At 69.0% G+C, this 24,409-nt stretch carries 31 protein-coding genes; 14 read left to right on the forward strand and 17 right to left on the reverse strand.

Annotation, left to right across the window (positions count from 1 at the left end; genetic code table 11):
* Positions 1-3: 3 nt before the first annotated feature.
* Positions 4-534 carry a hypothetical protein gene (locus LCL61_RS34035; RefSeq protein WP_340683543.1) on the forward strand — a complete coding sequence of 177 codons (531 nt, stop codon included), beginning with the start codon at positions 4-6 and terminating at the stop codon, positions 532-534.
* On the opposite strand, the gene LCL61_RS34040 is transcribed toward LCL61_RS34035, so the two are convergent.
* From LCL61_RS34040 to LCL61_RS34055, 4 genes are all read right to left on the reverse strand, one after another.
* Complete coding sequence (locus LCL61_RS34040) at positions 510-1,364, reverse strand: NAD(P)H-binding protein (RefSeq protein WP_340683544.1); 855 nt, start codon at positions 1,362-1,364, stop codon at positions 510-512. The genes LCL61_RS34035 and LCL61_RS34040 overlap by 25 nt on opposite strands.
* Before the next feature lie 30 nt (positions 1,365-1,394).
* Positions 1,395-2,561 carry an NAD(P)/FAD-dependent oxidoreductase gene (locus LCL61_RS34045; RefSeq protein WP_340683545.1) on the reverse strand — a complete coding sequence of 389 codons (1,167 nt, stop codon included), beginning with the start codon at positions 2,559-2,561 and terminating at the stop codon, positions 1,395-1,397.
* Between the two features lie 82 nt (positions 2,562-2,643).
* Positions 2,644-3,588, reverse strand: coding sequence for an RNA polymerase sigma-70 factor (locus LCL61_RS34050; protein WP_340683546.1), 945 nt, complete (start codon positions 3,586-3,588; stop codon positions 2,644-2,646).
* Between the two features lie 27 nt (positions 3,589-3,615).
* A complete protein-coding gene (locus tag LCL61_RS34055) occupies positions 3,616-4,965 on the reverse strand; it encodes a carotenoid oxygenase family protein (RefSeq protein WP_340683547.1) in 1,350 nt (449 codons plus the stop codon).
* A gap of 88 nt (positions 4,966-5,053) precedes the next feature.
* On the opposite strand from LCL61_RS34055, the gene LCL61_RS34060 reads away from it, so the two are divergent.
* Positions 5,054-5,578 carry a TetR/AcrR family transcriptional regulator gene (locus LCL61_RS34060; RefSeq protein WP_340683548.1) on the forward strand — a complete coding sequence of 175 codons (525 nt, stop codon included), beginning with the start codon at positions 5,054-5,056 and terminating at the stop codon, positions 5,576-5,578.
* Positions 5,579-5,932: 354 nt separating this feature from the next.
* On the opposite strand, the gene LCL61_RS34070 is transcribed toward LCL61_RS34060, so the two are convergent.
* Positions 5,933-6,304, reverse strand: coding sequence for a VOC family protein (locus tag LCL61_RS34070; protein WP_340683549.1), 372 nt, complete (start codon positions 6,302-6,304; stop codon positions 5,933-5,935).
* A 53-nt stretch (positions 6,305-6,357) separates the two neighbouring features.
* Here LCL61_RS34070 and LCL61_RS34075 point away from each other — a divergent pair, with 53 nt between their 5' ends.
* A complete protein-coding gene (locus LCL61_RS34075; protein WP_340683550.1) occupies positions 6,358-6,807 on the forward strand; it encodes a MarR family winged helix-turn-helix transcriptional regulator in 450 nt (149 codons plus the stop codon).
* A 1-nt stretch (position 6,808) separates the two neighbouring features.
* On the opposite strand, the gene LCL61_RS34080 is transcribed toward LCL61_RS34075, so the two are convergent.
* Complete coding sequence (locus LCL61_RS34080) at positions 6,809-7,243, reverse strand: hypothetical protein (RefSeq protein ID WP_340683551.1); 435 nt, start codon at positions 7,241-7,243, stop codon at positions 6,809-6,811.
* Positions 7,244-7,371: 128 nt separating this feature from the next.
* On the opposite strand from LCL61_RS34080, the gene LCL61_RS34085 reads away from it, so the two are divergent.
* Genes LCL61_RS34085 through LCL61_RS34095 form a run of 3 tightly spaced genes read left to right on the forward strand, consistent with a single transcriptional unit; the run spans position 7,372 to position 8,846 of the window.
* On the forward strand, positions 7,372-7,833 hold the full coding sequence (locus tag LCL61_RS34085) for a nuclear transport factor 2 family protein (protein WP_340683552.1): 462 nt from the start codon (positions 7,372-7,374) through the stop codon (positions 7,831-7,833).
* Positions 7,811-8,467, forward strand: coding sequence for a transcriptional repressor LexA (gene lexA, locus LCL61_RS34090; RefSeq protein WP_340683553.1), 657 nt, complete (start codon positions 7,811-7,813; stop codon positions 8,465-8,467). The genes LCL61_RS34085 and lexA overlap by 23 nt, the downstream gene beginning before the upstream one ends.
* Before the next feature lie 37 nt (positions 8,468-8,504).
* Entirely contained in the window at positions 8,505-8,846 is a 342-nt protein-coding gene (locus LCL61_RS34095) for a VOC family protein (protein WP_340683554.1), read from the forward strand.
* 2 nt (positions 8,847-8,848) lie between these two features.
* On the opposite strand, the gene LCL61_RS34100 is transcribed toward LCL61_RS34095, so the two are convergent.
* Positions 8,849-9,196 carry a DoxX family protein gene (locus LCL61_RS34100; RefSeq protein WP_340683555.1) on the reverse strand — a complete coding sequence of 116 codons (348 nt, stop codon included), beginning with the start codon at positions 9,194-9,196 and terminating at the stop codon, positions 8,849-8,851.
* Positions 9,197-9,281: 85 nt separating this feature from the next.
* On the opposite strand from LCL61_RS34100, the gene LCL61_RS34105 reads away from it, so the two are divergent.
* The 5 genes from LCL61_RS34105 (at position 9,282) to LCL61_RS34125 (ending at position 12,686) form a co-directional block, all read left to right on the forward strand.
* Positions 9,282-9,608, forward strand: a complete 327-nt coding sequence (locus LCL61_RS34105) for a hypothetical protein (RefSeq protein WP_340683556.1) — start codon at positions 9,282-9,284, stop codon at positions 9,606-9,608.
* A gap of 61 nt (positions 9,609-9,669) precedes the next feature.
* Positions 9,670-10,278, forward strand: a complete 609-nt coding sequence (locus LCL61_RS34110) for a helix-turn-helix domain-containing protein (protein WP_340683557.1) — start codon at positions 9,670-9,672, stop codon at positions 10,276-10,278.
* Position 10,279: 1 nt separating this feature from the next.
* Entirely contained in the window at positions 10,280-10,936 is a 657-nt protein-coding gene (locus tag LCL61_RS34115) for an enoyl-CoA hydratase-related protein (protein WP_340683558.1), read from the forward strand.
* A 5-nt stretch (positions 10,937-10,941) separates the two neighbouring features.
* Positions 10,942-11,889, forward strand: coding sequence for a sigma-70 family RNA polymerase sigma factor (locus tag LCL61_RS34120; protein WP_340683559.1), 948 nt, complete (start codon positions 10,942-10,944; stop codon positions 11,887-11,889).
* A 2-nt stretch (positions 11,890-11,891) separates the two neighbouring features.
* Positions 11,892-12,686, forward strand: a complete 795-nt coding sequence (locus tag LCL61_RS34125) for an alpha/beta hydrolase (RefSeq protein ID WP_340683560.1) — start codon at positions 11,892-11,894, stop codon at positions 12,684-12,686.
* A 5-nt stretch (positions 12,687-12,691) separates the two neighbouring features.
* Here the strand turns inward: LCL61_RS34125 and LCL61_RS34130 are convergent, their stop codons facing one another.
* A complete protein-coding gene (locus LCL61_RS34130) occupies positions 12,692-13,678 on the reverse strand; it encodes an acyl-CoA desaturase (protein WP_340683561.1) in 987 nt (328 codons plus the stop codon).
* A gap of 459 nt (positions 13,679-14,137) precedes the next feature.
* Positions 14,138-14,989 (reverse strand): nitroreductase/quinone reductase family protein, encoded by an 852-nt coding sequence (locus LCL61_RS34135; protein ID WP_340683562.1) that lies wholly within the window; start codon positions 14,987-14,989, stop codon positions 14,138-14,140.
* A 410-nt stretch (positions 14,990-15,399) separates the two neighbouring features.
* Between LCL61_RS34135 and LCL61_RS34140 the strand changes: the two genes are divergently transcribed.
* Positions 15,400-16,539, forward strand: coding sequence for an HNH endonuclease signature motif containing protein (locus LCL61_RS34140; protein WP_340683563.1), 1,140 nt, complete (start codon positions 15,400-15,402; stop codon positions 16,537-16,539).
* 506 nt (positions 16,540-17,045) lie between these two features.
* On the opposite strand, the gene LCL61_RS34145 is transcribed toward LCL61_RS34140, so the two are convergent.
* Positions 17,046-17,516, reverse strand: a complete 471-nt coding sequence (locus LCL61_RS34145; RefSeq protein ID WP_340683564.1) for a GNAT family N-acetyltransferase — start codon at positions 17,514-17,516, stop codon at positions 17,046-17,048.
* Between the two features lie 304 nt (positions 17,517-17,820).
* On the opposite strand from LCL61_RS34145, the gene LCL61_RS34150 reads away from it, so the two are divergent.
* Entirely contained in the window at positions 17,821-18,288 is a 468-nt protein-coding gene (locus tag LCL61_RS34150; protein ID WP_340683565.1) for a GNAT family N-acetyltransferase, read from the forward strand.
* On the opposite strand, the gene LCL61_RS34155 is transcribed toward LCL61_RS34150, so the two are convergent.
* Positions 18,259-18,684 carry an acyl-CoA thioesterase gene (locus LCL61_RS34155; RefSeq protein ID WP_340683566.1) on the reverse strand — a complete coding sequence of 142 codons (426 nt, stop codon included), beginning with the start codon at positions 18,682-18,684 and terminating at the stop codon, positions 18,259-18,261. The two genes, LCL61_RS34150 and LCL61_RS34155, sit on opposite strands and share 30 nt — an antisense overlap.
* A gap of 27 nt (positions 18,685-18,711) precedes the next feature.
* Positions 18,712-19,488, reverse strand: coding sequence for a helix-turn-helix domain-containing protein (locus LCL61_RS34160; protein WP_340683567.1), 777 nt, complete (start codon positions 19,486-19,488; stop codon positions 18,712-18,714).
* Positions 19,489-19,554: 66 nt separating this feature from the next.
* Between LCL61_RS34160 and LCL61_RS34165 the strand changes: the two genes are divergently transcribed.
* The gene (locus LCL61_RS34165) at positions 19,555-20,274 is read left to right on the forward strand and encodes a hypothetical protein (protein ID WP_340683568.1); all 720 of its coding nucleotides are present in this window, start codon (positions 19,555-19,557) and stop codon (positions 20,272-20,274) included.
* A gap of 3 nt (positions 20,275-20,277) precedes the next feature.
* On the opposite strand, the gene LCL61_RS34170 is transcribed toward LCL61_RS34165, so the two are convergent.
* From LCL61_RS34170 to LCL61_RS34190, 5 genes are read right to left on the reverse strand one after another with little or no spacing between them, the layout of a single operon-like run.
* The gene (locus tag LCL61_RS34170) at positions 20,278-20,652 is read right to left on the reverse strand and encodes a DUF427 domain-containing protein (RefSeq protein ID WP_340683569.1); all 375 of its coding nucleotides are present in this window, start codon (positions 20,650-20,652) and stop codon (positions 20,278-20,280) included.
* A gap of 37 nt (positions 20,653-20,689) precedes the next feature.
* Positions 20,690-21,451: an HAD family acid phosphatase gene (locus LCL61_RS34175; protein ID WP_340683570.1), complete on the reverse strand. Its 762-nt coding sequence runs from the start codon at positions 21,449-21,451 to the stop codon at positions 20,690-20,692.
* A gap of 11 nt (positions 21,452-21,462) precedes the next feature.
* A complete protein-coding gene (locus LCL61_RS34180) occupies positions 21,463-22,632 on the reverse strand; it encodes a class I SAM-dependent methyltransferase (RefSeq protein ID WP_340683571.1) in 1,170 nt (389 codons plus the stop codon).
* A 1-nt stretch (position 22,633) separates the two neighbouring features.
* Positions 22,634-23,596, reverse strand: a complete 963-nt coding sequence (locus LCL61_RS34185; protein WP_125673544.1) for a class I SAM-dependent methyltransferase — start codon at positions 23,594-23,596, stop codon at positions 22,634-22,636.
* Between the two features lie 5 nt (positions 23,597-23,601).
* Positions 23,602-24,381 carry an enoyl-CoA hydratase/isomerase family protein gene (locus LCL61_RS34190; RefSeq protein WP_005167845.1) on the reverse strand — a complete coding sequence of 260 codons (780 nt, stop codon included), beginning with the start codon at positions 24,379-24,381 and terminating at the stop codon, positions 23,602-23,604.
* Positions 24,382-24,409 lie beyond the last annotated feature (28 nt).

The following is a 24,409-nucleotide window of genomic DNA, read 5'->3' on the forward strand; positions in this document are numbered from 1 at the left end:
CGCGTGTGTTCACCGATTCCGGTCCTGAACGAGCTGAAGGACCTTTACGACTCGACGCGCGACTACCTCGCCGACGGTTTCGAGCTGCACGACTACGACGACAAAAGCCGCTTCCCCCAGGAGCTGGACGACCCCGAGTTCCTCTCGCGGGTGGTCCCCTTCGCCCAGGCGAACGGGAGCGGCTCGACGTACGCGATCTGGCGAGCCGATGACGAGACGGACCTCGCCCGGTCGCCTGTCGTGGTCTTCGGCGACGAGGGTGGCGAGCACGTCGTCGCCCGCGACTTCACGGATTTCCTGCGGCTGCTGGGTTTCGACGCCGAGATCATGGTCGACCATGACTCGGCTTACTACTACCGCGAGGAAGACGACGACCACAGCGGCTCGCACGAGCTGTTCGTCGAGTGGCTCCGGGAGCGCGGCTTGACGCCGGCCGAGGATCCGGACGGCGTCGTGGCCGCTGCTCAGGAGGCCCACGGGGAACGGTTCAGGGCCTGGATCACGCCGTTCTACGAAAAGATCGGCTGGGCCTGAAAAGCCGCCGCGTTGTCGCGCGCCCAGCCGGCGAACGTGAGCGCCGGACGGCCGAGGAGTTCTTCCACCGTGGTGGTCGTCGGCCCGGGGCGCTCGCTGTAGTCGGCCAGTGAGCCGAGCAGGCGCGCGGGGACTTCCTCGGGGAGTCCCTGCGCGAGCATCCCCTGCCGTACCTGCTCGGGTGGAAGCTCCTGAAAGGACAGTGACCGGTCGATGGCCGCGCCGATGAGCCGCACCTTCTCGTGCTGGTCCACCGATCCCGGGCCGGTCAGCGTGTACACCGACTCCGCCGGGAGACCGCCGAGAAGGGCGCGCACGGCGACCTCGGCGATGTCGGTTTCGTGGATCGGGGACGTGGCGGCCCGGCCGTACGCGCCGCGCACCACGTCGCCCGCCTTGACCTGCGGTGCCCAAGCCAGCGCGTTGGCGGCGAAATCCGCCAGGCGCAGCACCGTCCACTCCAGACCTGAACGCGTGACGAGGTCTTCGGCGTACTGGAACTGTGCGGCGAAACGGGCTTCCCCTGCCGGGTACTCCACGGTGGTGGCCGACAGCAGCACCACACGCCGTACACCTCGCTCGGCCGCGAGCTTCAGCAGCTCTTCGAGGCCGGGACCGGTGGCACGCGGGCTGATCTGGACCGCTTCGACGCCTTCCAGCGACGTCTCGATCCAGCCGGGGCGGAAGAGGTCCCCGGCAACGACCTCCGCGCCACCGGGGAGCCCTGTCCCGGCGCCACGAGTGACCGCGCCGACGGAGGCGCCCTGGTCCAGCAGCAGTTTCATCACCCGACGTCCCACGACGCCGTTCGCTCCGGTGATCAGGATCATGATCGATTCCTTTGTTCGGCGGGTGGGTCGTCAGACAGTGACGGGCTGCTCGGCCGGGACGACGCGACGGCGACGGGCCGGGAGCATCGACGTCGGATGCGAGATGCTCCAGGCCGCGGCCTTGCAGATGATCTCCTTGAGGCGTGCGGCCGTCTTGCCGGTGAGCGCGGAGTCCTTGGGCCGGTCGTCCGGGGTCACCCACTGCACGACGGCGTCGCGGCGGCCGAGGCTGACGCACTGGCCGGTGTAACCGATCTTGTTCTCGGGGAGCGAGCCTCCGGTCAGGACGGCGACGATGGCGTCGGCCGCGCGGTAGGCCGTGGGCACTCCCGAGGCGCAGGACATGCGCAGTGGCATGCCGTTCAGGCCCCGCGCGAGCGCGGCGTCGCCGACGGCGTAGACGCCCGCGTGCGAGACCGACCGCATCGTGTCGTCCACGACGATCTGTCCCGTTTCGGAGACTTCCAGCGTCGTGGCGGCGGCGATGGGGTGGACGGCGAAGCCCGCCGTCCAGACGGTCACCTCGGCCGGGATGGCGCGGCCGTCCGCGGTCATCGCGCCGGCCCGCCCGACACTCGTGATGTCGGTGTCCTCGTGCACGGTGATGCCGAGCCGGTCGAAGGTCCCGCGCAGATGACGCTGGGCCTTCTCGCTCATCCAGGCGCCGAGGCCGCCGCGGACCGCGAAGGAGACTTCGAGATCCGGCCGCGCTTCCGCGATCTCCGTGACGGCTTCGATGCCGGTAAGGCCTCCGCCGACGACGAGCACGGTCCCGCCCGCCGCCAGGGCGGCGAGACGGTCGCGCAGCCGCAGCGCGGAACCCTTGCCGTCGATGTGGTGAGCGTGTTCCGCGACGCCGGGAACGCCGCAGTCCGCGGCCGCGCTGCCGAGCGCGTAGACGAGTGTGTCGTAGGCGATCTCGCCGTCGGAGAGAGCGACGGTCTTGTGTTCCGTGTCGACGGCGGTGACCCGCGCCGTCCGCACCCGCACGCCAGTGCCCGCGAAGACGTCGGTCAGCAGGCGGGGCTTCAGGTCCTGGCCGGTCGCGAGCTGGTGCATGCGGACCCGCTCGACGAACTCGGGATCGGCGTTGACGAGGGTGATCTCGGTGTCGGCGGGGTGCAGCCGCTTGGCGAGGCGCCCGGCGGCGTTGGCTCCGGCGTACCCGGCTCCGAGGACGACGATTCGATGCTTCATGGTCTCGCTCCTGTCCGGTCGGTGTTCGCTTCCTGAACCGGACAGCGGCACGAAGCCTGACAGCGGCGGACTGTGATCCGGGTCACCAGTCGACGGCGAGCGGTTCCCCGTGCTCGGAGGTGCCCCACTGGCTCGCCGCGCGGTCGAGTTTCGCGGGGTTCACCTGGGCGTGGACCGCTGTGATGCCGTCGGTGGTGACCTCCAAGGAGACGACGCCGACGAGCCTGCCCTCCACCATCAGCACCAGCGCGGGCACGCCGTTGGCGACGGTGGAGAACAGCTCGGGTTTGCCGCCGATCAAGGACCACTTGGCCGCGCTCGGCTTGAAGAGGCCGCGCAGGAACCTCGCCACCCGCACCGCGCCGGTGACCGGCCGCGGCAGCGAGAAGAGCACGCCGCCGCCGTCGCCCACGCTGATCGCGTCGTCGGCCAGCATCCGCACCAGCGCGTCTGTCCGGCCGCTGAGCGCCGCGGCGAGGAACTCCTCGACGATCTTGCGAGCCGCGGCCGTGTCGACCTCCACCCGGCGCCGGTCGGCGGCCAGATGCTGTTTGGCGCGCCGGTAGATCTGCTGGCAGTTCGACTCGGTGACGTCGAGGACCTCGGCGATCTCGGCGTGGGAATACCCGAACGCCTCGCGCAGCACGTACACGACGCGCTCCTTGGCCGAGAGCCGCTCCATCAGCGTGAGCATCGCGATGGAGACCGATTCACGCTGCTCGACGGTGTCGGACGGGCCGAGCATCCGGTCCCCCGCGAAGACCGGCTCGGGGAGCCATTGGCCCACATAGGTTTCCCGCCGGGCCCGCGCCGAGGTGAGCCGGTTGAGGCAGAGGTTGGTGAGCACCTTCGTCAGCCACGCCTCGGGCGTCTCGACGTACTCGCGATCGGCGGACTGCCAGCGCAGGAACGTGTCCTGCACCGCGTCCTCCGCGTCGCTCGCCGACCCCAGCAAGCGATACGCGATCGCCTCCAACCGGCCACGGGCCGCCTCGAACACCTCGACCTCGCGCGCACCGGTCAGCATCACTCCAGATTAGCCATCACACCGGAGTCAGGCGGCGGGAATCCAGCTGCCGTGCAGTCCCAGCGGGACACGGGCGGGCAGGTGGACCCTCGCCAGGGGCTCGCCGGTGAAGTCCTGCGACGCCAGGATCACCAGGTCCGCCGCACCCCGGTCGCGGTCGTGGACGTAGACCAGGTTGTAGCCGTCGTCCTCCGCGGCCGCGCGGGCCGACGGGACGAACACGGTCTCCCCCGCGTTCGCGTCGCGACCGAACTCGTGGGCTTCGGTGACGCCGGTCAGGAGGTCGTGTTTGAGGAGAGCGCTGCTGAAGCCTTCGTCGGGGCGGTCCGGTTCGGTGGCGCTCGGGGTGGCGTACAGCTCGGCCGCCGCCGAATAACCGTAGCGGTAAGGCTTTCCGCCGAACCGGCCGTTGAGGCGCGGGAAGTCCTGCGGGCGGCCGTGCAGCAGCGTGCGCGTGGTCCGGTCGGCCGTGAGGTCCGCCGTCCACCGTTCGAGCACGGGCTTCGAGGCGCCGACGTCGGCGAAGTCGATCGGCCGGGGATGCACGACCACGTCCACCACCACGGTTCCGTTGTCCTCGAAGGCGTTCAGGGTGTGCCCGACCATGACGGGCGCGGTCTCGAACCACCGCACCGTCCCGCCCGCTCTCGGCAGCAGCCCCAGCCGTGACGGCAGTTCCCGGTTCCAGTGGAACGGCACGCCCGTCGCCAGGCGTTCGGGCTCGAAGACCATCGGGGACTCGTAGAACACCACGTAGTGCTCGGTGAGCGCGAAGTCGTGCATGTACGGCAGCGTCGGCGCCTTGATGTCGGTGACGCTCCGGTTGCGTCCGTCGGGGCCGATCACGATGTGCTGCACGAAATCCGCGCCGTACCGGAAGGCCAGCGAATGCAGTTCGCCGGTCGCGTGGTCGTACTTGCTGTGCGCGTTGGCGGAGAAACCTTGTTCCGTCGCACCGAGGGCGGCGGGCCCGACGGTGTCGAGTTCGTCGGTCAGCTCGTACGGGGCCAGGCCTCCTTCGATGAGCGCGTAGAGGCGGCCGCCGTGGCCCGCGACCTGGACGTTCGGCGCGAAGTCGAGGCGCTCGTCGGCGACCTGCCCGCGCCGCGGTTCCCCGAGCCGGTCGGCCACGGAGGCCGACCGGACCCAGCGGTTGCGGTACCACTCGGCGCGGCCGTCGCGCAGGCGCACGCCGTGGACCATGCCCTCCCCGAGGGTCCAGATGTGCGCCGAGGCGTCTTCGAGGCCGAGCGGGTTCGGGCCGATACGCAGGTAGCGGCCGTCGAGGTCGTCCGGGATCTTCCCGGTGACGGGCAGATCGAAGGCGGTGATCTCTTCGGTGACCGGGGCGAAGTTGCCGAGGACATAGCGATTCATCGTCGTTCCCTTGCTGCGAGACGTCTTGAACATTTGTATAATACATATGTATAAGACGCTTGTCACAGCCTGCCGCTAGGATCGCCGCATGGGACAACGAGAGGACCTCCTCGACGGGGCCAAGCGCTGCCTGATCGAACGCGGCTACGCGCACACCACCGCCCGGGACATCACCGCGGCCTCGGGAGCGAACCTCGGCTCCATCGGATACCACTTCGGTTCCAAAGAGGCCCTCATGAACGAGGCCATGATCGAGCTGTCCACCGAGGTGGTCGAGCGCCTGCGGAAGCCGGAGGACGCTTCGCTCACCACCACCTGGCAGGACCTTGTCGACTCCTTCACCGAGCAGCGCGACCTGTGGACCGCTGTCCTGGAGAGCGCCACCCAGGCCATCCGCTTCCCGGAACTGCGCGAACGGCTCGCCGACGCCCAGGACGAAGCCCGGAAGGTCCTCGGCGAACGGCTGTCCGCCACCGACGCCGACGCGGCGGGTGCCGTCCAGTTCGCCCTCATCGCGGGCGTGATGATGCAGCACCTCGTCGCGCCGGACCGGGCCCCCAGCGCGGAAACGATCGTCCGCGGCCTGAAGGCCCTCGCCGTCGGCACGGCCTGACTCAGGCCTTCCGCTCCTCGAACAGGGTCAGCAGCCGCTCGGGAATGTCGTCGCCGAAGATGCTTTCGAGCAGGAAGTCCTCCTCCATGGGCGTTTCACAGCGGACGAACATGGCCTGCTCGTATTCGGCGAGCGCGGCCTCGACGTCGCCGGGACGCGCGGCGAGGGCCCGGGCTGGCAGGCACTGTCAGCCGAAGAATCCGACAGTGTCCGCGGACCAGCCGGGGTCGGCGCGGTCACGGTGACCCAGCAGACCCTGTCGATCGCCCGTTCACCGGATCAGTCGCCGATCGTGTGCACGACCCCGCCGGCTCGTCCGACGCGCAAGCCCTCGCGCTGCTCCAGCAGGCGGGCTCAGGCCTTGTCGTGCACGGTGATCGCGTAGCCGTCCGGGTCCGCGAAGGCGAACGTGCGGCCGAACGGCCCGTCGAACGGCTCCGTGAGGATGGTGACGCCGGCGTCGGCCAGCCGGTCGTGCAGGCCTTGCGCGTCGTCGGCGTGCAGCCACATCGCCACCCCTGATCCCGGCCGCGGGGAGATGGCGTCGAGATCCGTGCCCGGCACGGGTTCCCGCACCGCGAACGGGATCGTCTTCGTGCCGAACACCACCGCGTGCGGCGGTGCGACGGGCAGCCTGCTCAGCCCGAGGTGGGTCTCGTAGAACGCGGCGGCACGGTCGAGGTCGCGCACCTGCAGTGAGAAGAAATCGGGTCCGGTCACGGTCATGTCATCCTCCATGTCAGCGTGTTGACATACTGAACGTATGTCATGATGCTGACATGAGTCAAGGCGAGCAGGTCGGGCCCCTGGACCAAGCGGTGGGGTACATGCTGAAACGAGCGGCGACGGCGCTCCGGACGGCGATGGACACCGCGTTGCGCCCCCTCGACCTGACCGTGCCGCAGTACTCCTGTCTCGAAGTGCTCTCGCAGCGGCCGGGGCTGTCCAACGCGGAACTGGCCAGGGCCGTGTTCGTCAGCCGGCAGTCGATGAACCTGGTCCTGCGCGGATTGCAGGACCGCGGGCTCATCACCCGCCCGACGACGGCGCCTCAGGGCCGCGCCCTGCCCAGCACGCTCACCCCCGCCGGACGCGAACGGCTCCGCGCCGCCAGCGGCGTCGTGCGCGCGATCCAGGACCGGATGCTCACGCCGTTTTCGGCGGACGAGCGGGACCGGCTGCTCCACGACCTCGCCGCCTGCGCCGACGCGCTCGCGTCCGAGGAATGACTCAAGACCTCTTGCTCACCAGCGTTTCCGGTTTGAACGCGTACACGTCGGCGCCTTGGACCAGCACGTGCCATTCACCGCAGACCTTGTCGGTCCGGCTTTCCTGTCCCTGCGGCCACCACTGGGCGGCGAGGGTGGCAGGCTGTGTCGCGGCCGCCCCCGGCACGCAGACGGCGGGCAGAGTCCCACCGGTGAACCTCAGGAGCCGCTCCGAACCCGTGGTCCGGATGACTTCGGTGACCGACGTCGCCCCGTCCGGCACCCACTCCGGCAGGCGGGCGTCCTCGTTCCGCTTGCCCTCCGCGCCGGTCGCGTAGCCGACCGTCTTGACGTGCCCGTTCGCCTTTTCGGTCAGCCCTTCCTTGAGACCGCATCCGGACAGGGCGACCGTGGCCGTCGCGGCGGTGAGGACCGCCGCGGTGATCTTCGTGTTCATACGATCGAGTCAACCTCGCGAAACCGTCCGCGGGATCGGACTTTCGGCCCGCCCGCGCCGCCATCCGGCCGATCTCCACGACGGATAACCGCCAGCGATCGGCGACGCCGCGCACCATAGTGGCCGTCGTGACAACGACACCAAACGCCCTGTCCGTGCTCAAGGGCATGTACGCGGCCGAAGCCGAGTACCTCGCCGCGGGCGGTCCCGGCGAGGCCGCCTTCGCGCCGCTCGCCCCGTTCTTCTCCCCCGCCGTGGTGCTGCACCAGGCGGATTCCTTGCCCTACGGCGGAATCTGGCGCGGCCACGAGGGAATGGAGCGGTTCTTCGCCGCGATGAGCGACACCTGGGGCGTCTTCGACATGGTGGAGCAGAGCTTCCTGAGCGAGACCAGCCCGCTGGTCGTCCTGACCCACGTGCACGCCCGTGCCAGGGCCACCGGCCGCGAGCTGGACTTCCCGATCCTGCAGACGATCACCGTCGAGGACGGGCGCATCACCGAGGTGCGGCCGTTCTACTGGGACACCGCGGCGATCGCGGCGGCCTGCACGAACTACCATTCCGCTGATGACCGCCTACCAAGATCTTGAGCTGTTCGAGGAAGCCGCTTCCCTGCCGGAACGGCAACAGAAGATCCTGCTGACCATCCGCGAATGGGTGATGGAGTACGGATACTCGCCGAGCACACGCGAGATCGGTGAAGCGGTCGGGCTCCGCTCGACGTCCTCGGTGTCGAAGCACCTCGCGGCCTTGGAGGAGAAGGGCTTCCTCCGCCGCAGCAGCTCGATCTCCCGCCCCATCGACGTCCGCGCCTTCCTGCACGGCACCACGTCGAAAGCGTCCACAGAGGACTCCGTTCCGGTGCCCGTCGTCGGTGACATCGCCGCGGGAACGCCGATCTCGGCCGTCGAGCACGTCGACGACGTGATGACCCTGCCGCGTGAACTCACCGGGCGCGGCAACGTCTTCGGGCTGCGGGTGCGCGGTGACTCGATGATCGACGCGGCGATCTGCGACGGTGACATCGTCGTGGTGAAGCAGCAGCAGGAGGCGCACTCCGGCCAGATCGTCGCCGCGATGATCGACGAAGAGGCCACGGTCAAGGTCTACCGCCGCCGCGACGGCCACGTGTACCTCGAACCGCGCAACCCCGCCTACGACGTCATCGACGGGGACCGCGCGAGCGTGCTCGGCGTCGTGGTGTCGGTCCTGCGCAGCGTCTGACACTTTTCTGTCGGTGGTCCGGAGTAGCTTCCGGACCATGTACGAAATCGACTTCGTCGAGTTCCCGTCGAGTTCGGCGGCGGGCTCGGGCGAATTCTTCGAAACGGCCTTTGGATGGACGGCGGCGGCGTACGGCCCGACGTACACCGACGTCCAGGGCGGCGGTGTGGTCTCGTTCGGTTTCCAGCAGGACACCGCGCGGCGGACGGCCGCGCCGCTGGTGACGATCCGCACCGACGACCTCGAACGGGCGAAGGATTCCGTCGAGGCCGCGGGCGGAGTCGTCACGGCCGAGCCGTTCTCGTTCCCCGGCGGGCGCCGGTTCCACTTCCGCGAGCCCGGCGGCGCCGAACTCGCGGTGTGGTCCCCGGATTCCTGACCTCAAGCGGCGAAGCCGAGCACCAACGAGGCGGCGACGGGCGCCATGTACATCAGCGGGAACGCGACGTGCGACGGCCAGCGCGCGCGGAGCACGGTGATCACGGCGCCGGCGAAGTAGAGCACCAGGCCGATCCCGGCCGCGACGCCGAGCACGGGCACCCACAGGCCGGCGATCAGGCCGAGCGCACCCGCCGCCTTGGCGACGCCGAGCGGCGTCCACCAGCCGCGGGGAACGCCGTAGTCGGCCAGCGGCTGTACGACCCACTTGGCGCGGAAGAAGATCGAGGCGGCCGAGAAGGCGGCCATGATGGCTCCGACGACGGTGACGATGACATAGGCGGTGGTCATTTCGGTTTCTCCTCGGGTTCTCGATGGTTCGCCGGGTTGACCCCCGCCGCTCGCCGGATGTGACGACCTGGCGGCGGAGGCGCCCATGACCCATGTCACATCCCGGGACGGCACACCGATCGCCTGCGAACGGGCGGGCTCCGGGCCCGCCGCCATCCTGGCGGGCGACGGTCTCGACGACGGCTCCGAGAACCCTCCGCTCGTCCCGGAACTGGCCGGGCGGTTCACCGTGCTCAACTACGCGAGGCGAGGGCGAGGCGAAAGCGGCGACGCCCCGCCGTACTCGGCGCACCGGGAGATCGAAGACCTCGACGCGCTCATCACGGCCGCGCTCCCGGACGCGACAAGGCGGATCGTGGCGGGGCAGAGCTACGTCGCCGATCCGAAGGTGTTCGCGGGCTTCTTCGCCTGACTAGTTTTGGAGCAATCGTTCTCTTATTGTTTTAGAGCAAGTGCTCTGTTACTGTCGCCCCATGCCCCGGCCCCGCGTGCACGACCTGGACAGGCTGCTCGACGCGGCCGAACGCCTCGTCGTCGAGACGGGCGCCCACGGAGTCACCGTCCGGTCCCTCGCGGCCGCCGCGGGAGTGTCCAACGGCACGATCTACCACGCCTTCGGCTCACTCGGCGCCTTGCTGGCCCGCGTCTGGCTCCGTGCGGCGGGCGAGTTCCTCGACCTCCAGACCGAGCTGTCGGATCAAGCGGAAGACCCGGTCGAGGCGGTCACGGCCGCGGCGGGCACACCGGCCGCGTTCGCCGACCGGAGGCCGGAGGCGGCCCGCCTGCTCATCACCGTCAAGAAGGAAGACGTACTCGGCCCGCAGGTCCCCGACGACCTCGCGGGCGAACTCCTGGCACTCGACAAACGCCTGATCGCGCTCCTGGTCCGGCTCGCCGAGCGGCTCTGGGACCGGCGGGACGCGCAAGCCGTCGAGGTGCTGACCACCTGCGTGGTCGATCTGCCGAAAGCCCTGTTCCGCCGCGCGTTCGCCGCGGGCGAGCCGATCTCCGAAGACTCCCGCACCCGGCTCACCGCCGCGGTCCGCGCCATACTCCTGCTCCCACCCCCACGAAAGGATTGACATGCCCACGCTGCGCCAAGACGCCCCGGTGTTCCTGCTGGACCTCGGAGACGACGAGAACCGCTTCTCGCCCTCCTGGCTGGAAACCGTCCATTCCCAGCTGGACACCGTCGTCGCCTATCCGGATCCGGCCGTGCTGGTCACCGTCGGCTCCGGGAAGTTCTACTCGAACGGCCTCGACCTCGAATGGCTCACCAGCAACCCCGCACAGGCCGCGCAGTACGTCGCCGACGTCCACGAACTGCTGGCCCGCGTGCTCACCCTCGGCGTGCACACGGTCGCCGCGATCAACGGGCACGCGTTCGGCGCCGGGGCCATGCTGGCGATGGCGCACGACTTCCGGGTGATGCGCGCCGACCGCGGGTACTACTGCTTCCCCGAAGCGGATATCAACATCCCGTTCACGCCGGGGATGGCGGCGCTGATCCAGGGCAAGCTCACCCCCACCGCCGCGATCGCGTCGATGACCACGGGGCGGCGGTTCGGCGGGACGGACGCGCGTGACCTGGGGCTCGTCGACGCCGTCGCCGAGAAGCCCGCGCTGCTGGAGTACGCGACCGACCTCGTCCGCCCGCTGGCAGGCAAGGATCGCGGCACGCTGTCCGCGATCAAGACGACGATGTTCAGCCCGGCCGTCACCGCGCTTCGCGCCAAGTAGCCGTCGTGCGCACCGACGACGCGGCGTTCGATCGCCTGGTCGAGCCGTTGCGCCGCGAGCTGCACGCCCACTGCTACCGACTGCTCGGCTCGGCCCACGACGCCGACGACGCCCTGCAGGACGCGCTCCTGCGAGCCTGGCGGGGGATGGACCGGTTCGAGGGCCGCAGCTCGATGCGCACCTGGCTCTACACCATCGTCACCCGCACCTGCCTGGACATCGCGGCCGCCCGCGGCAACCGGGCCTTGCCGATGGACCTGGGCCCGTCGAGCGAGCGAGTCGTGTTCGAAGACGCCCCGGCGACCGAGGTGGCGTGGCTCGGCCCGTACCCCGACGCACCGGACGCCAGGTACGAGCGGCGCGAGGCCGTCGAGCTGGCCTTCGTCGCCGCGCTGCAGCACCTGCCTGGCAACCAGCGGGCCGCGCTGGTGCTCTTCGACGTCCTCGGTTTCTCCGCCGCCGAAATCGCGTCCACAATGGACACTTCGGTCGCGGCGGTGAACAGCGCGCTGCAACGCGCGCGGGCGATCGTGGCCGAGAAGGTCCCGGCGCCCGAGGGGCAGCGGAAGCTCGAAGACACCCGGACACGCGAGATCGCGGCGGACTTCGCGTCCGCGCTGGAGCGTGGCGACGCCGACGCTCTCGTGGCGTTGCTGACCAAGGACGTCACCTGGTCCATGCCCCCGCTCATGCGCTGGTACAGCGGCATCGAGGCCGTGACCGGCTTCGCCGTCGCGGTCCCGCTGGGCCGGTGCCCGAGCTGGCGCACCGAGGTCCTCACCGCCAACGGGCAGCCTGCCGTCGCCTGCTACCTGGGCGAATCGGCCGACGCCGTCCATCGAGCCTGGTCCATCAACGTGCTTTCCCTGCGCGAAGACCGGATCCGCGGGATCACCTCGTTCCTCGACGCGGACCTGTTCGCGCGGTTCGGCCTTCCCCCGGCGAAGGCCTGAGCATGCGCAAGAGGGTGTTGATCACGCTGACGGTGGCCGTCACCATCGTCGGTGTGGTCTTCGGTGGCGCGTTCGCCTTCCAGCGCAAGCTGATCTACCTCCCCGAGGCAGGTCCGCTCGCCGGTGCCGCCGACGTCCTGCCCGGCGGCAGGGACGTCACGCTCACCACCGCGGACGGGCTGGGCCTGGCGAGCTGGTACTTCCCGGTCACCGGCGCGAAGGCGACCGTGCTGGTCGCGCCGGGCAACGCCGGGAACCGGTCGTACCGCGTGCCGATGGCCCGCGCGCTGACCGCGCGCGGGCTCTCGGTGCTGCTCTTGGACTATCGCGGATACGGAGGCAATCCCGGAGAGCCGTCCGAGGACGGCCTCGCGCTGGACGTCCGTGCCGCGCAGGACTTCCTGGTACGCGAGGCCGGGACGCCGCTGATCTACTTCGGCGAGAGCCTCGGCTCCGCGGTCGTCACCGAACTGGCCGTCGAGCGGCCGCCGTCCGCACTCGTGTTGCGTTCGCCGTTCGCCGACCTCGCGTCGGTCGGACAGCGGCACTATCCGTTCCTGCCGGTCCGCTGGCTCCTGCGGGACGAGTTCCCGACGAGGGACAACGTCGCGCGGGTGAAGGCACCGGTGATCGTCGTGTACGGCGCCGCGGACTCGATCGTCCCGGCCGAGCAGAGCCGCGCCGTGGCGCGGGCGGCCGGTGCCGAGGTGATCGAGGTCCCCGGCGCCGATCACAACGATCCGGCGTTGTCCGACGGACCGGAACTGATCGGCGCCATCGCGGGCGCGGTTCGCTGACGGGCTCAGCCCCGGCTTGCGCTCCGGCCCAGTGACAGGGAGTGGCCGGGGTTGAGCTTGCGGCCGAGACGGTCGGCCTTGGGCCAGCGGACGTCCGTCGCCCAGCCCGCCTTCTCGAACAGCCAGATCAGCCGCGCCGAGATGTCGAGCTGGCCACGGCGGACGCCGTGCCGGGCGCCGGTGGGGTCGGCGTGGTGGGAGTTGTGCCAGGACTCGCCCATCGAGGCGATCGCGAGCGGCCAGAAGTTCGCGGATTTGTCGCGGGCGGCGAACGGGCGGTCGCCGATCATGTGACAGAGCGAGTTCACCGACCAGGTGACGTGATGCAGCAGCGCCACGCGGACCAGGCTCGCCCAGAAGAAGGCGGTGACCGCGCCCCACCACGACATCGTGATCACGCCGCCGAGGACGGCGGGCGCGAGCAGCGTGACGACGGTGAGCAGCGGGAACAGGCGATCGATCCGGGCGATGTCACGGTCGGCGAGCAGATCGGGGGCGAACCGCTGCGCGTTGGTCTTCTCGCGATCGAAAAGCCACCCCATGTGGGCGTGCCAGAAGCCGCGGGCCAGCGCGGCCGGGGTGGTGCCGAACCGCCACGGTGAGTGGGGGTCGCCCTCGCGGTCGGCGAAGGCGTGATGGCGCCGATGGTCGGCGACCCAGCCGATGACCGGGCCCTGCATGGCCATGCTGCCGGCGACCGCGAGGGCGATCCGCAGGCCGCGGTTGGCCTTGAAGGCGCCGTGGGTGAAGTAGCGGTGGAAACCGATGGTCACGCCGAGACCGGTGAGGAAGTAGAACCCGGCGGCCAGGCCGAGGTCCACCCAGCCGAGGCCCCAGCCCCACGCGAAGGGGACGGAGGCGGCGAGCGCCAGCAGGGGCACTACCGCGAACAGCTTGACGAGAAAGTTTTCGGTGGGGGTCTGCTCCCCGGACAGCAGGGGCTGTGGCGCCTGCCGCTCTTCGCTGTCCGGGTGTCTTAGAACTGAAGTCATATCGTCGCTTCTTGTCGATGGCCAGGACTGGTATCGGCGGTGTCAGCCGATGTCACGGCGCGACGCACGGAACGCGACGCCCGCGACGAATTCTGCGCGAGCGTGCTTGGACAACACGACACCCAAAACGTTGGTCTTCTCCGGTCAACGAGCGGCGTCGGCCGAAGGTTCCGGTGTGGGATACGAGGGTTCGCGAAAAAGATCCCGGTATCGCTCACCTTGAGGGGTCGCGGGATCGTGACGCTCGACCTGGGTGTCGAGCGGGTGGCTGAACAACGCACTGTCGGTGCTGTGAGTTTTGACGGTGAAACCTTTCGAAGGGACCGCGGGTCCGCGGTCTTCGGCGAGGCCGGGGGCGAATTCCACCCGCCTCGTGCCGGATCGGCGTCGCGCTGTGAAAGCCCGGCCATCCCCCACGATACACGCCCCGGGGCCGGAACCCCAGGGCGTCCGCATCGATCAGCCGGGTGCCGTCACGTTGAGCGCCGCCACGAGCGTCCGCTCTTCGTGGGCGAAATGCGCTTCGAGCGTCCCCGCGAGCGCGTCGAACTCGTCGCGCAAGCGAACGGGGTCACTCTCACCGTGGACGTACCCCTCGACGAGCTTCCGGATCCGCTTCTGCAGGTCCGCGACGACGACATGGTCCTCCCCGAGTTCGGTCAACACCGGCGCGAGCGCCGGGAACCGTTGCGCCAGCATGGGAAACGCTCCCATGTCCTCGCCGGTATGATGTTCGGTCAACGCCTCGCAGAACGAAACACAGTGCGCCCGCAGGGACTTCTCCATGAAGAGCGTGTCCGCACGCCCGGCCACGAGGTCGTCCACCCCGGCGCGCAGCGTCTTGAGCTCCTCCCGCAACCAGTCGTGGACCTCCACCAGGAAGTCCCCCAACCCCCGCACCCGGTCGTCGATCCGGTGCAGGATCACGACCGGCAGCACGCGCGTCGTTTTCGCCTGATACTCAGCGAAACCCGGCTCCGCGGCGACGATCTTCGCGAACAGCGCGTCACGCTCCGCCGCGGGCGGAACGGCCGCGACGGCCTCGTAGGTCTCGATCCCCGTCTCGATCGTGACCCGGTGGTCACGACGGATGTTGTGATACCAGCCCGGATGCGCCGGCGCCCCCATGTTCGAAGCGACGACGACGATCTTGCCGTCGATTTCGAGATATCCCAGCGGATTCGTTCGCCGCTCACCACTCTTGGCGCCGATGGTGGTGAGCAGGATCAGCTGCCACCCCTCGAACATGCCGCCGAGCTTTCCCTTGCTCCGCCTGAATTCTTCGATCACCTGGTCGTTGAAGCCGGTCAATGCGATCCTTTCCCGTCGATGTGTCGACAGGAGGGCGCGGAACCGCCACCGGAAGAGCGCACACGAGCCTGGACGCACCCGATTTTCGGGCGCATCGCATGGAGTCGTCATCCCACGACGCGGGGATGACCGAATACGAGAAACGGTGTGTGCCGATCTCTGGTGGCCGAGTAGCCGCTACCTCCATGCGTAGGCCCATACGGGGCTCGAGGACGACATTAGCACGGGACCGGGCCGATGCGCACCTGCCTTGCCTCGTGCGGTTGCCTTCACTTAAGAGAAAGACACTCTCCGCGCACTAAAGGCGCTTCGCCGCTTTAAGACCCCCTTCGCGGATGCCATTTTGGCAATTTCCCATGTTGGACTGTTTGAACTAGCGCAGGTGTTCGATTCGGAGTAGCTTCGGTGTTGTGGCCAGCAACGATGTATCTCCGGGGACGTCCACCGTGTGGTGGCGCGTCGATACTGCAACGCTGCATGCCCGCAAGCAGGAATTGGAAGTCATCAAGCGTCGGGCGGATGCGGAGCAGAACGCGATCCTGGCAGAAATCAATTCCCGCGGCGTTCGCGGATGCGGCGGGCATTCGACGTTGTCGGCGCTGATATTCGAGGACTTCTTGGTGACGGACAAGGAAGCCGGCGACCGCGCCGATCGGGTCCTCGCTTTGCATCCCGGCTCGGCTATCGGCGGAGACCCCGAACCACCGCTGGCCCCGTTGACCGCCCAAGCAGCCGCCGAGGGCGCGATCGGCGGGTCGCAGATCGACGCGATCATCCGCACCCTCGCCCGTATTCCGTCCACCGTGCCGGAGGAAGACGTACGAGCCGGAGAGAAGATCCTGGTCGAGTTGGCTCGGCGTGCGGGGCCGCGGCAGATCGCCCGTGCCGGACGCCGCCTGCTGGACGAACTCGACCCCGACGGCAAAGAACCCCGCAACGAAGACCCCAAAGACACCCGTCCAGAGTTGCGGTTCGTCAAACACCGCGACGGCACCCTCGGCCTGAAAGCCAGACTCGATCTCGAAACCTATGCGCGGTTGAAGACCACCAGCTGGAACCTCCCCGGCCAAGCCGGGGAAGCCACGCACATCCTGGTCACCATGTCCTACGACGACCTCATCCGGGACCTCGGCGAAGCACACCTCGACCTCGTCGGGCCGATCAGTGCCACCGACGCGAGGATCCTCGCCTGTGATGCGCGGGTGCGCCCGGGTGTTCTCGGTACCGCGGGCGAACCGCTCGACATAGGGCGGTCGAAACGGACCGTGTCGCTGGCGCAGAAGTACGCGCTGACGATCCGCGACTGCGCCTTCCCCGGCTGCGATATGCCGGTACCCCGCTGTACGGCCCATCACATTGTTTTCTGGCGCCACCACGGCGAAACGAAGATCGACAACCTCGTGCTGCTGTGCACGAAGCACCACCGGTTGATCCACCACAGCGAATGGAAGGTCCAGATCGCCCAGGACGGCCTGCCGGAGTTCACCCCGCCCGCCTACCTCGACCCCACCGGAACACCCAGGCGCAACACCATGCACCTCAGGACATAGGCCGACCCGATCGGCCCCTTCGGTCGCGCCCCCTTGAGGGAAGTCGAACTTGTCGCCACATGTCCAACTGTCCACAAGAGACCCCTGGTCGAGCCCAAATAAAGGGGGACCGTGAGTGATGAGGAGCGTTAGAACGCTACTCATCACTCACGACCCCAGGCAGAAGGGTACCTAGGGATATCAACACACACCCAGAGTGTCCATTGTGGATACAGAAGGTAGGGCTGGCCGCCTCGCCCAGTCCGGGACCATGCCGCGAAGGCCTCTCCGCACTTGATGCCAGCGTAGAAGGCCCGGTGTGCGGGCGGGCTTGGTCACACCTGGCCTAACTCGATAGCCCAACGCCCCCATCTCCGCCACGTTGCGAAAGAGGCTTTCGCAACACGACCGACCCGCTCGCCCGACCGCCCATCAGAACCCGGCGTGAAGGGCCCTTTCCCCGCATCAGATGCGAGGAAAGTCCCCTTCACCCCTGCCCCAACGAGCCACGAAACCCGGAGGAACCCCTAACCCAAAGCCAACTCCCCCACCACCTGGTCCCCGCTCATCTCCCCGGTCAACCGGAACCCGAGCCTCAGGTAGAAGCGCTCGGGTCCGTCGCCGCCTGGGTGCCAGCAGGCGGTGAGACGGTCGCCGCCCCGGCGGCGGATCTCGGCGGCCACGGCCTCGACCGCGAACCTGCCGTAGCCCCGGCCCTGCTCGCCTGCCGCGATGTTGAGCCGCCAGAGGCCCGAGCGGATGTCCGCGCCCGTTCCGTCGCCGGCGAAGTCGATGTCCAGGAAGGCCATGAGGAACCCGACCAGCCGATCACCGTCGAAGATGAGTCGAGGCCACGCGACGCCGGGGTGCACGTAGGCCTCGGCGAGGGACTTCACCACCGGCGCGACCAAAGGGCTTTGCTCCGGTTGGACCTTCAGTTCGATCGCGGCGTCGATGTTGGCGGCGGTGACCTCGGCCAACCGGAGCGTGCTCGTCATGTTCGAACCGTAAACCGGTCATCAAGCGAATTCGTCCAGCACTGCCTGGATCACGTGCTTCGCGTTGCCCGCCATCAACTCGTTGGTCATGTCGTCGCCCAACCGGAAGCCGGATGGCCGACCGTTAATCCGGCCCACCGAGGGAACTGCGCCGCGATCAGCTTCCGTACGAGATTCTCGTCGACCACGACGGACATCCAACCACCGCACGGGCATCATCGGACCATGCCGATCCTCACCGGCCCCGAGCCGCTCACCCCGGAGGCCACCGTCCGTCCGGCCCGGCCTCGGCGAGGAGGACGCCGTGCTCGACCTCCTCGCCGAGGCCGCCGCCTGGCTCGCCGGACGCGGAATCCACCAGTGGCCGCAACGCTTTCCCCGGAAGTCGGTACACCACCAGATCCAGGCGGGCGAGGCATTGCTGGTCATCGGGCACGGCAAGCCCATCGCGACCTGCGTGGTGACCGAGGCGGATCCCGAACTCTGGGGCGAGAACACTGAACCGGCCTTCTATCTGGGCCGCCTCGCGGTGGCGCGGGAAGCGGCCGGAGCCGGGCTCGGGAACAGGCTCATCGACTGGGTCGGCGAGAAGGCCGCGGTTCACCACAAGGCCTTCGTCCGGGTGGCGACCACGAGGGACAATCCGGCCTTGCGCGGGCTCTACGAGCGCAGGGGTTTCGAGCACGTGGCCGACCCGCCCGAGGCGAAATGGCCCACCAGCCTCTACGAAAAGGCGGCCGGGTCACGGCAAGCCGAGGATTTCCGGCCGTGAAGCGTATTTCCGCCAGTGCCGTCCCGGATCCGGGACCAGCCGTCGCCTTTCGAGATCCAGCAGTCCGGAAAGGCTCTCCACCTCGGCCACGACGGCGCCGTCCGGTGTCACGAATTCCTGGACGACCCGGGACACCTTGCCCGGCTCCCAGGTGAACCTGGTCAGGACGTCGATCCGCGCGCGGGCACGCAGTTCCCGGCGGAACCGGATCGTCGTTTCGAGGTTGACCGGGCCGAGGTTCCCGGCCTTGAGCTCCAACGGGTCCACGCCCGCCGCCCAGACACACTCCCAGCGCGCGTGGTCGGCGTACGCCAAGTAGGCCGGGCCGCGTACGTGACCGTTGATGTCGAGATCGTCGGTGCGGATGTCGATGGTGACGCGAAGAGGTTCGGGCACCTCCCGATCTTCGCCCCGGCGGGCCGCTCAGTCTGGAACGTTTCGGCCAGTCCAGGACCGCACGAGCGCGCCGGGCGAAACGCCCGACAGCCGGCGGCACTCGCGCCCGAGATGCGACTGATCCGCGTAGCCCACATCGGCGGCGACGTCGGCGAGCGACGAGCCACCCCGTACGACGGTCTCGAGCCGCGTGAGAAACCGATGGAAGCGCAGCACCCGCTGCAGCTCCTTGGGACCGACACCGACGTCGTGCCGCACATGCCGCCGAAGGCCGCGCTCACTCACACCCAGCTCGGCGGCCACCCGGTCGGTACGAGCACCGGGCGCACGCAGCGCGCGAGCGGCCGCGAGAGACAGCCCGTCCACCTCGACGTCCCGAAGCCTTTCGGCGACCAGCGATTCCAGCACCGATCGCGCCTCACCCGGCGCTCCGCATTCGGCCAGCCTGGCCTCCGCGCGGCGAGCACCAGCGGGCAACAGGTCGCGCAACGGGGTGGCACCCGCTCCCAACTCCGTCATCGGCAGGCCCAGCACCGCGCCGCCGACGCCGCACCGCAGGCGCAGCCCGGCGGTCCACTCCGCCGTCGGCAGCTCGTGCCGCAGCACCCCGCGCACCGTGGTGACCGCGGCGAGCATCGTCCCGTCCCAGACGAGGTCCACACAGCCGTCCGGGAACACCCGCAGCGGACGACGACAGCCCACCAGGCCCGTCCAGGCGCACTCGACCACGCCGACCACGGCCGCGACCGGCGTGCTCTCGCGGTACACCGAACGGCCCGAACGGCGACGCAGCGGGACACCCACGTCCGGCAGTATGCCCCGCCCACCGACAAGATGCGCTCCACCTGATCTTGCTGAAGACTTGCCGCCGTGCTGCGACCGGTGCTCGACCCGTCCCCCGCCGAGTGGATCTCCCCCAGGCTCGGCGGGACGTTCGGCGCGGCGGGCCGCACGGTTCCGCGTGGCTACGCCGCGTACGCGCGCCTCTGCCACCCCGCCGAGCGCGACCGTGGCGGCTGGGCGAGCTGGAGCGAAGCCGCCGCCGAAACGGGACGGCGTGCCCACGGCGCCATGCAATGGCACGCGCTGGTCGGCTCCCCGGATCCGGTGAATCTCACCGGCTCGCTCTGGCGCGGCTCACCACCGGGGCGCGGCACACTGCCGTCGCACAGTCTCACCGCGCTGCTGGCCGTTCTCGGCGACCACACGTCCGCGTCGGAAGCCTGGTTCGGCCTCTGGGACGGCTACGGCTGGGCCGACGAGGCGACGTTGTCCCGCGAGCACCTCGACGCGCCGCGACTGCGCCACCCCGGCCGGGACTACCTGCTCTTCCACGGACCGTTGACGTCCGCGACGGAACTCGGCTGGCGGCCCCGGCCGAACTGGTTCGAGGCGCAGTCGCCCAACCTGTTCTGGCCGGACGACCGCGCGTGGTGCGTGGCCACCGAAGTCGACTTCGATTCGACCCTCGTCGCGGGCGAGGAGGCCCTCGTCGACGCCCTGGTCAAGGCACCGGGGCTGGAGGTCTGGCGGATCGAATCCGACACCTCGCTCGCGGCCGACGGGGACCGGATCAACCAGCTCCCGTGAGGGTCAGCGCTCTTCGATCGAGTCGACCTTCGTCGGGTAGAACGCCACGTGGTCCTTGATCTCGGCGACCGCGTCGTGCGGTGCCTCGTAGGTCCAGACGGCGTTCTCGGCGAGGCCGTCACCGGTGCGGATGCTGTAGTACGACGCGTCGCCCTTGAACGGGCAGTACGTCGCGTGGTCCGTCCGCTCCAGCAGGCCGAAGTCGACGTCGGCACGCGGGATGTAGTGCGCGGGTGGATAGTTCGCCTCCCGCAGCGTGAGCGCGTTCGCGCTGTCCGCCACGACCTTCCCGCCGACCGTGACGACCACGCGCGCCTTGTTCGGCTCCACCGTGATCGGGTGGGCCGCGCTGGGCTTCAACACCTTCTTGTCAGACATACCGGGCACAGCGACGCCGCCCGCGCGGATATTCCCCTCAAGGCAGGTAGTACATCGGATTCGGCAGTTTGACCGGGAACTCGGCGTAACCGCCTTCGAGGTCGCTGAACTGGTCACCGAAGTTGGCGAGGATGGTCGCGCCGGTCGAGGCGATATGCTTCCGCGTGCCCGATTTGTACTGAACGGTGGTGCAGGTCAGCCCGCACGGCAGATAGTCCGGCGCGGTGGTCTTCGGTTTGAAGAACGCCCCCGCCGGCGCCGGGTAGCCCTCGTTCGCGAGGTTCTTGAGCGACTGCGGGCCTTGGAATTCGTTGCGCCCGGTCAGGAAGTAGATCTTCACGCCGCGCTGCGCCGCCCAGTTCGCCAACTCCAGTACGGGCTTGTTCGCGACGAACGTGCCCTTGTCGATCGCTTCCTGCTGTTTCACCGGGTCGAAGCCGAAGTCGTTGTCCGCTTCCCAGCCGTAGGTGACCTCGGCGGTGTCGTCGACGTCGAACACGACGGCGGGGTTCTTCACGCCGCGGTCCAGCCGCCGCGTGAGGTAGCGCTTTGCGTCTTCGACCTGGCGCCGGGTGTCGGAGACGAACCGGCTGCCGTCGGAGTACCGGTGCTTGCCGTCGCTGCCGACGACATCGCCGTAGTAGGCCTTCACGTCGAGCTTGACCTGGCCGATGTTGGCGGGCTCGTGACCGCGCCGGCCGGCGTCACCGGTGTTCGCGACGGCGGTGGCACCGCCCGCGAGAACGGCTCCGGCGGCCGCGGCGGCGGCCAGTTTCAGCAGACCGGTGAACCGGCTCATGGAAATGCTCCTCACGTCAGCTGTGCGCGGCAAAGGAACGCTACTCCAGAACGACCGATTCTGGTCAGTACCAAAGTAGCTTCTTCACCACCACGCGGTTTCAGCTTGCGCCGCAAGGCATCCGGGTCTATATCGAGACCTCGGACAAGAATCTCCAAACGACCGATATCGTGCTTTTTCAGCAATACACGAAGGTTCTTCTCGCTGTACGGTCCGTGCTCGAATACCCGGAACGCCCGGATTCCCGGCGGCGGAGTGTCGCCGGTCAGGTACGCGATACGCTCATCGAGCTGCCACAAACCGTGCCGCGCCGCGTAATGCCGCACGAGTCCGGCCCGGACGACCGCGCCGTCGGGATCGACGATCCATTCACCCGGCTCACACGCGGGGATCTCGTCGGGGTCGGCGTCGGTGACCGTCCACTGTGCACCGTCCGAACGCAACACCGTCGCCCGGCGTGACACCGTCGAGCCCACTCCCCGCCACAGGCACGCCTCACGGACCTGACCGTCCAAAGAGACCAGTTCGACCTCGTCCGCCCAGGGCACGATGGAGAAATCGAGGCCCGGCGCGCATTTGACCGAAAGCTCGCGTCCCGGATAGGCGTCGACCAGTCCGTCCAGCGGCGGCAGGAAATCGGCGGGCTTCCACGCCCGGCGCCCGGCGGAGTCACGGCGGGCGGGGTCGGCGACGACGACCGATGCCCGGCTGACCGGCCGCAAGGCGTCGGCCCTGAGCAATGCCGGCGAAACCCCGGCTTCGGAAGCGTTGTGGCGCGCCATCTCCAGGCGGATCTCGTCCAGATCCGAGCCGAGCGCCTTCGAGGCGACGCGGGCGATCTCGATCAGGTCCGCGCCGACGGAACACGTCACGTCGTGGACGTCACGGCCGGCGAGCCGCGCAGCCCGGTGCCGGGCGACCAGCGTGGCGCTGGCCTGCTGGAGGGCGTCGCCGGTGAACAGCCACGAGCCCGCGGAGTCCAGTTTGGCCGACGACTTCCGCCGCAGCACCACCGTTGCCAGTACCGCGGCCGCGTGGTCCGGGGCGATCCGGCGCACGGCGGCGACGTCGGCGATGCGGGTCTTGTCGGTCAGTGGCAGGGACGAGCATTCGGCGAGCGCCGCGCTTCCCGCGCCGGAGCGCAGGAAGGCGACGTCGTCGAGGGTGAACTGGTACGGCAACCTACGATCGCTTGGTACCGGTGATCATCACGTTGTAGAACAGTTCGCGCGGCAGCACCTTGGCGAGCAGCTTCTTGTCCAGAGCGGACAGCCGCAGCCACAGCCGGTACGCGAACAGACGCCAGCGCAGGGTCAGCTTCTCCTGCGGCACGGCGGCTTCGAAGGTCCGGATCGGCCAGCCCGCGAGCGCCGCGGCGAACTCCTCGGTGACCGCGCGGACGTCCTGCGCGCCCGCGCCGCGGGCCATCGACTCCAGTTCGGACGGGTCGAAGGTGTGGATGTCGACCACGGCCTCCAGCGCGGCCGCGCGGGAGGACTCGTCGAGTTCCTCTTGCGGACGCCGCCAGCCGTTCAGCACCGGGAGCTTGGTCAGGTTGGTGGTGAGGTACCACGTGATCTGGCCGAGCTTGCGCGCGTAGAAGTCGCCGACCTTGGTCGGCTCGCCCGCGAAGACGAACCGTCCGCCCGGCTTCAGCACCCGCAGCACCTCGGCGAACGCCGCGCGGACGTCCGGGATGTGGTGCAGCACGGCGTGCCCGACGACGAGGTCGAAACTGTTGTCCTCGTACGGGATCCGCTCCGCGTCGGCGACCCGGCCGTCGACGTCGAGGCCGAGGTTCTCGGCGTTGCGCAGCGCGACCTGCACCATGCCCGGCGAGAGGTCGGTGACCGAACCCTTCTTGATCACCCCGCCCTGCATCAGGTTGAGCAGGAAGAAACCGGTACCGCTGCCCAGTTCCATCGCGGTCGGGTACGGCTGGCCGTCTTCACCGGCGACGGCGTTGAACACGTCCGTCGCGTAGGAGATGCAGCGCTCGTCGTAGGAGATGGACCACTTCTCGTCGTAGGTCCCGGCTTCCCAGTCGTGGTAGAGCACGTTGGCGAGCTTGGGGTCGTCGAAGGCGGCCTTGACCTCTTCGGCGGTGGCGTGCGGATTCGGCGCCGGATCGTTCACCTGCGTCATCGCGCTTACTTCCCCTCGAAGGTGGCCTTGCCAGGACCGTTTTCGATGAACGACTTCATGCCGTTGCGCTGGTCTTCGGTCGCCCAGAGCGCGGCGAAGAGGTGGGATTCGAGTTTGAGACCGCTCGCGAGGTCGGTGTCGAGACCACCGTCGATGGCGGCCTTCGCGGCGCGCAGCGCCACGGCCGGGCCGTTCGCGAACTGCGAGGCCCACTTGTGCGCGGCGGCGTAGACGTCGTCCGGCGCCACGACCTCGTCGAGGATGCCCAGCGCGAGGGCCTCTTCGGCCTTCACGAACCGGCCGGTGAACACGAGGTCCTTGGTCTTGCTCGGGCCGATGAGCCGCGCCAGGCGCTGGGTGCCGCCGGCGCCCGGGATGACACCGAGCTGGATCTCCGGCTGGCCGACCTTGACGTTGTCGCCGGCGATCCGGCGGTCGGCGGTCAGCGCGAGTTCGAGCCCGCCACCCAGCGCGTAGCCGGTGATGGCCGCGACGACCGGCTTCGGGATGTTCGCGATGGTGGCCAGCGACGCCGTCAACGCCGCGCCGAACTTCGCGATCTCCGGGTAGGTGCGCTCGGCCATCTCCTTGATGTCCGCACCGCCCGCGAAGGTCTTCTCGCCGCCGTAGAGGATCACGGCGCGCACGTCGTCGCGCTCGGAGGCCTCACGGGCCGCTTCGGCCAGCTCGGCCTGCACCTGGTTGTTCAGCGCGTTGACCGGCGGGCGGTCCAGCCGGATCGTGCCGACCCCGCCTTCGACCTCGAGACTTACGAACTCTCCCACGCCGTCCTCCTTAACCGTCCAAGACAGA

Source organism: Amycolatopsis coloradensis (assembly GCF_037997115.1).
GTDB lineage: Bacteria > Actinomycetota > Actinomycetes > Mycobacteriales > Pseudonocardiaceae > Amycolatopsis > Amycolatopsis coloradensis_A.

Excerpts from the sequence above, each read along its gene's own strand:
- LCL61_RS34040 (WP_340683544.1), bottom strand. The coding sequence starts at position 1,364 with ATGATCCTGATCACCGGAGCGAACGGCGTCGTGGGACGTCGGGTGATG.
- LCL61_RS34045 (WP_340683545.1), bottom strand. The coding sequence starts at position 2,561 with ATGAAGCATCGAATCGTCGTCCTCGGAGCCGGGTACGCCGGAGCCAAC.
- LCL61_RS34050 (WP_340683546.1), bottom strand. The coding sequence starts at position 3,588 with ATGCTGACCGGTGCGCGCGAGGTCGAGGTGTTCGAGGCGGCCCGTGGC.
- LCL61_RS34055 (WP_340683547.1), bottom strand. The coding sequence starts at position 4,965 with ATGAATCGCTATGTCCTCGGCAACTTCGCCCCGGTCACCGAAGAGATC.
- LCL61_RS34060 (WP_340683548.1), top strand. The coding sequence starts at position 5,054 with ATGGGACAACGAGAGGACCTCCTCGACGGGGCCAAGCGCTGCCTGATC.
- LCL61_RS34070 (WP_340683549.1), bottom strand. The coding sequence starts at position 6,304 with ATGACCGTGACCGGACCCGATTTCTTCTCACTGCAGGTGCGCGACCTC.
- LCL61_RS34075 (WP_340683550.1), top strand. The coding sequence starts at position 6,358 with ATGAGTCAAGGCGAGCAGGTCGGGCCCCTGGACCAAGCGGTGGGGTAC.
- LCL61_RS34080 (WP_340683551.1), bottom strand. The coding sequence starts at position 7,243 with ATGAACACGAAGATCACCGCGGCGGTCCTCACCGCCGCGACGGCCACG.
- lexA (WP_340683553.1), top strand. The coding sequence starts at position 7,811 with ATGACCGCCTACCAAGATCTTGAGCTGTTCGAGGAAGCCGCTTCCCTG.
- LCL61_RS34095 (WP_340683554.1), top strand. The coding sequence starts at position 8,505 with ATGTACGAAATCGACTTCGTCGAGTTCCCGTCGAGTTCGGCGGCGGGC.
- LCL61_RS34100 (WP_340683555.1), bottom strand. The coding sequence starts at position 9,196 with ATGACCACCGCCTATGTCATCGTCACCGTCGTCGGAGCCATCATGGCC.
- LCL61_RS34105 (WP_340683556.1), top strand. The coding sequence starts at position 9,282 with ATGACCCATGTCACATCCCGGGACGGCACACCGATCGCCTGCGAACGG.
- LCL61_RS34110 (WP_340683557.1), top strand. The coding sequence starts at position 9,670 with ATGCCCCGGCCCCGCGTGCACGACCTGGACAGGCTGCTCGACGCGGCC.
- LCL61_RS34115 (WP_340683558.1), top strand. The coding sequence starts at position 10,280 with ATGCCCACGCTGCGCCAAGACGCCCCGGTGTTCCTGCTGGACCTCGGA.
- LCL61_RS34125 (WP_340683560.1), top strand. The coding sequence starts at position 11,892 with ATGCGCAAGAGGGTGTTGATCACGCTGACGGTGGCCGTCACCATCGTC.
- LCL61_RS34130 (WP_340683561.1), bottom strand. The coding sequence starts at position 13,678 with ATGACTTCAGTTCTAAGACACCCGGACAGCGAAGAGCGGCAGGCGCCA.
- LCL61_RS34145 (WP_340683564.1), bottom strand. The coding sequence starts at position 17,516 with ATGACGAGCACGCTCCGGTTGGCCGAGGTCACCGCCGCCAACATCGAC.
- LCL61_RS34170 (WP_340683569.1), bottom strand. The coding sequence starts at position 20,652 with ATGTCTGACAAGAAGGTGTTGAAGCCCAGCGCGGCCCACCCGATCACG.
- LCL61_RS34175 (WP_340683570.1), bottom strand. The coding sequence starts at position 21,451 with ATGAGCCGGTTCACCGGTCTGCTGAAACTGGCCGCCGCCGCGGCCGCC.
- LCL61_RS34185 (WP_125673544.1), bottom strand. The coding sequence starts at position 23,596 with ATGACGCAGGTGAACGATCCGGCGCCGAATCCGCACGCCACCGCCGAA.